This window comes from Amycolatopsis acididurans, assembly GCF_012328925.1.
In the GTDB taxonomy this organism is placed as follows: domain Bacteria; phylum Actinomycetota; class Actinomycetes; order Mycobacteriales; family Pseudonocardiaceae; genus Amycolatopsis_E; species Amycolatopsis_E acididurans.
Genome location: NZ_JAAXLS010000099.1, coordinates 1 through 6,425, shown reverse-complemented (window position 1 = coordinate 6,425; position 6,425 = coordinate 1). Strand labels below are relative to the sequence as shown.

7 protein-coding genes are annotated in these 6,425 nt (G+C 65.5%); 5 read left to right on the top strand and 2 right to left on the bottom strand.

Annotated elements, in window-relative coordinates:
• A partial coding sequence (locus tag HFP15_RS41895) for a proline racemase family protein (RefSeq protein WP_210718586.1) occupies positions 1–723 on the bottom strand: 723 nt, incomplete at its 3' end.
• A gap of 290 nt (positions 724–1,013) precedes the next feature.
• On the opposite strand from HFP15_RS41895, the gene HFP15_RS41890 reads away from it, so the two are divergent.
• From HFP15_RS41890 to HFP15_RS41880, 3 genes are read left to right on the top strand one after another with little or no spacing between them, the layout of a single operon-like run.
• On the top strand, positions 1,014–1,925 hold the full coding sequence (locus HFP15_RS41890) for a transporter substrate-binding domain-containing protein (protein WP_168524143.1): 912 nt from the start codon (positions 1,014–1,016) through the stop codon (positions 1,923–1,925).
• A gap of 56 nt (positions 1,926–1,981) precedes the next feature.
• On the top strand, positions 1,982–2,914 hold the full coding sequence (locus HFP15_RS41885) for an amino acid ABC transporter permease (protein ID WP_168524141.1): 933 nt from the start codon (positions 1,982–1,984) through the stop codon (positions 2,912–2,914).
• Positions 2,911–3,702 carry an amino acid ABC transporter ATP-binding protein gene (locus tag HFP15_RS41880; protein WP_168524139.1) on the top strand — a complete coding sequence of 264 codons (792 nt, stop codon included), beginning with the start codon at positions 2,911–2,913 and terminating at the stop codon, positions 3,700–3,702. Before HFP15_RS41885 ends, HFP15_RS41880 begins: the two co-directional genes overlap by 4 nt.
• 60 nt (positions 3,703–3,762) lie before the next feature.
• Here HFP15_RS41880 and HFP15_RS41875 read toward each other — a convergent pair whose 3' ends face one another.
• Positions 3,763–4,428, bottom strand: a complete 666-nt coding sequence (locus HFP15_RS41875) for a GntR family transcriptional regulator (protein ID WP_312872012.1) — start codon at positions 4,426–4,428, stop codon at positions 3,763–3,765.
• A 140-nt stretch (positions 4,429–4,568) separates the two neighbouring features.
• Here HFP15_RS41875 and HFP15_RS41870 point away from each other — a divergent pair, with 140 nt between their 5' ends.
• Together HFP15_RS41870 and HFP15_RS41865 are read left to right on the top strand one after the other, a co-directional pair.
• Positions 4,569–5,684, top strand: coding sequence for a mandelate racemase/muconate lactonizing enzyme family protein (locus tag HFP15_RS41870; RefSeq protein WP_168524137.1), 1,116 nt, complete (start codon positions 4,569–4,571; stop codon positions 5,682–5,684).
• Between the two features lie 18 nt (positions 5,685–5,702).
• Positions 5,703–6,425: proline racemase family protein (locus tag HFP15_RS41865; RefSeq protein WP_168524136.1), on the top strand; the 723-nt coding region annotated here is incomplete at its 3' end.

The following is a 6,425-nucleotide window of genomic DNA, read 5'->3' as shown; positions in this document are numbered from 1 at the left end:
AACCCGGTGCGTGCCTTCGGATCCCGACTTCTCGTCGGTGATCAGCACGTCGGGGATCCGCTCCAGCTCACCGCGTTCGGGATGCCGCACGGGAATCGTGGCGTTGGCGGCGTCACGAACAAGGCGTCCGACTTCGGCCAGTCGCTCACTGTGCCCGGGAATGACCGACAACCCGAACCGTGAGGCGGGGACGATGGCGTAGAAATTACCGCCGTAGGCGACGTCCACGGTGACCGTGCCGTGGCCGGGCACCTCGATCTCCTGGTCGATCGCGTACAGGAACGACGGCACGTTCTCGATCGTCACGCCCCGCACCATCCCGCCCGAAACCTCGACCTGAGCCGTGACCAGGCCTGCCGGCGTGTCGAAGGTGACCGTGGTGACCGGCTCGACAGCGGCGACCATGCCGGTCTCCACCGCTACCGTCGCCGCGCCGATCGTGCCGGCGCCGCACATGGTGAGCCAGCCGCCGGTTTCGATGAACACGATCCCGAGATCGGCTCGCGGATCACACGGCGGCATCAGGATGCTGCCGCTCATCTGCGCGTTGCCGCGCGGTTCGTACATCAGGAGCTTGCGGACGTCGTCGTGCTCACGCATGAGGCGGAGCCGTTTCTCCATGATGGTCGCTCCCGGCACCACGGGGGCTCCCGAGGTGACCACTCGCGCCGCCGCTCCCGCGCTGTGGCTGTCGACCACGGTGAACATTCGAGTCGATCTCACTGACGAGGACCTCTCTCTAGCATCGCGGTACGTAGAATGTTACACATTACGTATCTGGAGACAAGTAGTCCGGAAAGGTCTCCGGAAACGGTTGCGAAGCGGCTGCTCACCTTGCTACCAGCTTGTTTCAAGTTGGTGAACGGTCTTGACACGGCATGTGGCCACGTAGCATCTTAAATTTTACCGGTTACGGCTTACCGATCGACAGGGGTGTCTTTGGTGGCTTCATGTGCAGCCACGGCCGGCCCCTGTCCTCTCCGAAGCGCCCCACATTCGAAACGGGTACGACGATGAATCTGAAGATCCGGCGCGCGTGCGCCGTTTTCGTGGCCGCCGCCGCGGGCCTGGTCGCCACCGCGTGTGGCAACCCGCCCGCGTCGGGCAACGCCAGCGAGGTCACCGTGCAGGCCGCCGCCGAGGTGGTCGCACTGGTGCCCGATCAGATCAAGCAGCGGGGCACGCTACGCGTGGCCATTCCCGACATCGGTCTTCCGCTGGCCGTCAAGGAAAACGGTGAGCTGCGCGGCATGGATCCCGCGCTCGGCCAGGCGCTGGCGCAGGTCATGGGGCTGAAGTACGAGCCCGAGATGATTCCTTTCGCCCAGACACTGCCCGGACTGCAGGCCGACCGCTACGACGTCTCCTTCGGGGAGTACTACGTGACCGCGGACCGTATGAAGGTCGTGGACTTCGTGACGGACTGGCGCGACTTCAGTAGTTTCATCGTGGCCCAGGACGCCGCCGTCAAACCGAAGGCGCTCACCGATGTGTGCGGCCTGCCGATCGGCGCGATGGACGGTTCGGTCGAGTTGAAGTTCCTCAACGACGCACAGGCCGCGTGTGCCGCCCAGGGGAAGCAGCCCATCGCCATCAACGCGTTCCCCTCGATCTCCGCCGGTGTGCTGGCGCTGTCGAGCAACCGCGTCCAGGGCGTGCTGGTGGGCAGGGGTGCGGGGGAGAGTGCCATCGCCAAGGGGCAGCCGTTCTCGCTCGTCGGCGAGATCGGAGGCGGCCCCACCGCCACCGCCGTAGCCCGCACCGCCTACTCCGCGCAGATGCTCAACGCGGTGCGCAAGGCCTACGAGACGCTGATCGCGAACGGCGCGTACGCGCGGATTCTCCAGGCGAACAACACGAGCTATGGAGCCATCGACAACCCGACCATCTACACGAGCGGCTCGACCCTGCCGGTCTACCAGTGAGCCCGCCCGCGTGCCGAGCGGCTCCCGGCGCGCACACCGAGAGTGGAGAAGGCAGTATGACGACACAGATACCGGCCGCTCAGCGGTCGAAGGCGGACGTCGCCGCGCTGCAGGTGAGAAGGACACGCCACTACGGCCGGTGGGTCGGCGTCGCCGTGCTGCTGGTCCTGGCCGCGATGCTGGTCCACACCTTGTTCACCAATCCGCGGTTCCAGTGGAGCGTGGTCGCCGACTACTTCACCACGACCACCATTGTGGACGGTCTGCTTCGCACCCTGTGGCTCACCGCCGCGGCCATGGCGATCGGCATCGTACTCGGCACAGTGCTCGCGGTCATGCGGTTGTCGCCGAATCCCGTGTTCTCCGGGTTCGCGGGCGCGTTCGTGTGGTTTTTCCGCGGCACGCCGCTTCTGGTCCAGTTGATCTTCTGGTTCAACCTCTCGGCGCTGTACCCGAAGTTGTCGCTGGGCATCCCGTTCGGTCCGGAGTTCGTTTCCGGCAGCGCCAACCAGTTCATCACGGTCTATGTCGCCGCGCTGCTCGGCCTGGGACTCAACGAAGGCGCCTACATGGCCGAAATCGTCCGGGCCGGCATCAACTCGGTGCCACCCGGGCAGCGGGAAGCGGCCGAAGCGCTGGGAATGAGTTCCCGGCGCATTCTGTTCCGGATCGTGCTGCCACAGGCGATGCGCGTGATCATTCCGCCGACGGGCAACCAGCTGATCGGCATGCTCAAGACCACCTCGCTGGTGAGCGTGATCGCGCTGCCGGATCTGCTCTACTCCGCGCAGATGATTTATTCGAGCAATTTCCAGACCATTCCGCTGCTGATCGTCGCCAGCATCTGGTATCTGATCGTCACCACCATTCTGTCGATCGGGCAGTATTTCGTGGAACGCCGGTTCAGCAGAAGTGACAACAAGCCCGCGTTCACGTTCACCGACCTCAAGCGGATCGTGACGAACAAACGGCGAGAGGTGGCCGCATGACTGCCGTAACGACTTCCGCCGAGCACGCCGGCGTGGCCGTCGAATGTGTCGGGGTTCAGAAAGCGTTCGACGGCACCCCGGTGCTGAAGTCGGTCGATCTTTCGGTGGAACACGGCCAGGTGCTGTGCGTCATCGGGCCCTCGGGCTCAGGCAAAAGCACGTTCCTGCGCTGTATCAACCATCTCGAACGCATCGACGGCGGCCTGCTACGGGTGGCCGGGGAGATGGTCGGCTACCGGGAACACAAAGGACGGTTGCACGAGCTGCGGCATCACGAGATCGCACGGCGGCGCGCGGACATCGGCATGGTGTTCCAGGGTTTCAATCTGTTCCCGCATATGACCGTGCTGGAGAACATCATCGAAGCACCGATGAGCGTACGCAAGGTCAAACGCGCGGAGGCCGTCGCCGACGCGCGGCGGTTGCTCGAGAAGGTCGGGCTCGCGGGGCGCGAAGAAGCCTATCCCCGCATGCTCTCCGGCGGCCAGCAACAGCGGGTGGCGATCGCACGGGCGCTGGCGATGCGTCCCAAGATCATGCTCTTCGACGAGCCGACCAGTGCGCTGGACCCGGAGCTCGTCGGTGAGGTGCTGTCGGTGATGAAGGAGCTGGCGGCGGAGGGGATGACCATGATCGTCGTGACCCACGAACTGGGCTTCGCCCGCGAGGTCGCCGATACCGTCGTGTTCATGGACGGCGGGTACATCGTCGAGCAGGGACCGCCCGCCGAACTGTTCGCCAGTCCGCGGACCGACCGGTGCCGCGATTTCCTCGGAAAGGTGCTGTAACCGCTGACGGACAAGACTCTGCCGGCCGTGGATCTTCATTGGTCCGCGGCCGGCATCGTGTCAGCTTCCTGGAGCGTTCCAGTCACCCTGAATGTGGTTGAGGTGCTGCAACATCACCTCTTCGGCGGCCGCCGAGTCACCTTTGCCGAGCGCGGCCAGCAGCGTGTGGTGCTCACGCGCGGAATGCTCGAGTTGCCCGGTCTCGGACAGCTTGCGCACCCCGACGAGGCGGGTGCGGTCACGGAGGTCGCCCACGATGTCGACGAGGCGGTTGTTACCCAGCATGCTCAGCAGACCCAGATGGAACTGGCGGTCGGCTTCCAGATAGCGCACCATGTCGCCGTTCACGGCGCTGACAACGGTGTCGGAGGCCAGTTCGCCGAACTTCTGGTCGATCGCGGGGTGAAGACCGGCAAGTCGCCCCATGGCCGGCACTTCGAGCATCACGCGAAGTTCGTAAATGTCGTGCCGGTCCTTGTCGGAAAGCGGTATCAGGCGGAAGCCGCGATTGCGGACCGCTTCCATGACGCCCTGATTGACCAGCGTCAGCATCGCCTCGCGCACCGGGCTGTTGGACACCCCGAGCTGGCTTGCGATCGTGGCCGCGGAATAGATCTTTCCGGGAACGATGTCACCGGTCACGACCTGCTGGCGGATCACACTCAGCGCTTGGTCGCGCAGGCTGAACCGTTGCAATGTGGCACCTGTGGACGAATCCGTCGTCACTTCCTGTCTCCCTTGCACCGCAGCAATTCGCGACCTCGCGACTTGAGAGGTCCCTGCCCAAGTGTGTCAGCAGGAACCAAGACAGAACAAGCTGTCATATGTAGTATGTTACACGTTAGCGTTTACGAGAGGACTTCTCGATGAGCCAGATCGTGGCGATCGATGTCTACGGCTACGAACTCACCTACGCGCACGGTGAGTACGTCATGTCCAGCGGCAGGGCGGCGACCAGCCAGGAATCGACCCTGGTGCGGATTTCGTGCGAAGACGGCGAACAGGGCTGGGGTGAGGTCTGTACCTTGGCCGGCACTTACTGGCCCGCGTTCGCCGGAGGCGCACGGGCGGCGATCAGCGAATTCGCGCCAGCGCTTCTGGGGGTCGACGCGACCAACCTGGGTGCGGTGCACGCCGCGATGGACGGCCTGCTGATGGGCCACGCGTATGCCAAGAGTGCCATCGACATCGCGTGCTGGGATCTGCTCGGCAAGAAGGCCGCGCTTCCGGTCGCCGATCTGATCGGCGGCCGGGTGCAGGCCGATTTTCCGCTCTACGAAGCCGTGCCCCTGTCCTCGCCCGAGGCGATGGCGGATTTCGTCGCTCGCCGTTCCGCGGCGGGCATCACCTGTTTCCAGGTGAAGGTCGGCAACGACCCGGCCGACGACGCGGAGCGGCTGCGCGCGGTCGCCAAGATCGCCGGCCCGGGCACGAGCCTGATCGCCGATGCCAACGGCGGCTGGACCCTGCAGCAGGCGGTGCGCGCCGTACGCCTGATCGACGAGCTTCCGATCTATCTGGAGCAGCCCTGTCAGCGGATCGAAGATTGCCGGATCGTGCGCGGCCTGACGTCGTTGCCGATGGTGATGGACGAATCCGTGCTCACACCGAGGGATCTGGTCGCCGCGAAGGCGGATGTGGGTGCGGGATCGGTCAACCTGAAACTGGGACGCCTTGGCGGGCTGAGCGGTGCGCGCCTGATGCGTGACCTGGCGGTGTCGCTCGGGATGTCGGTGTCCCTTGAGGACGCGTGGGGCGGCGACGTCACCACGGCCGCCGTCTCGCACCTCGCGGCCTCGACGGCCGCCGCGGACATGCTTTCGGTGTCGTTCTTCAACGACTGGACCAACGAGCACGTCGCCGGATACCGCCCGCGATCGCGGGAGGGCAGGGGAAGCGCGCCCGCCGAAGCCGGTCTGGGCGTGGAGGTCGACACCGATCGGCTCGGTGAGCCGCTGTTCAGCGTTCGCGCCGCCAATTAGTGACAAGGAGCAAAACCCGTGAGGTCCCGACTCCAGTACTCCGTCATCGACGCGCACAGTGCCGGCGCCCCGGCGCGCGTCGTGGTCGCGGGAGCGCCGCGTGTCAGCGGCGCCACCATGGCCGAAATCCGCGCCACCTACGAGCGTGAGCACGACGACGTCCGCAAGTTCCTGATGTACGAGCCGCGCGGATTCTCGGAGATGTGCGGCAGCATTCTGATGCCGCCGTGTGATTCGCGCGCCGATTTCGGGATCGTGTTCATCGAAACCGGCGGCTGGATGACGATGTGCGGTGCGGGCACGATCGGCGCGGCGACGGTGGTGGTGGAGACGGGCATGGTCGCGGCGGTGGAGCCGGTCACCACGGTCACCTTCGACACGCCGGCCGGCCTGGTGGTCGCGGAGGTCGAGGTCGCGAACGGGGCCGTGCAAGGCGTGACGATCGAGAACGTGCCGTCGTTCTTGTACCAGGCCGATCTGGCGGTCGAGGTGCCAGGGCACGGCACGGTCAGCGTCGACATCGCCTACGGGGGCAATTTCTACGCGATCGCCCCGGTATCCGCATTCGGGCTGTCGGTCATCCCCGAGCACACGGCGCAACTCGCCGAAGCCGCGCGCCGCGTGCGCGATGCGGTGAATAAGGCCGTGACCGTCGAACATCCCACCGAGGGGCCGGCGGGCCCCATCCCGCTGGTCATCCTGGCGGAGGACGAGCCCGAATCCGATGGCGCCTACCGGAAC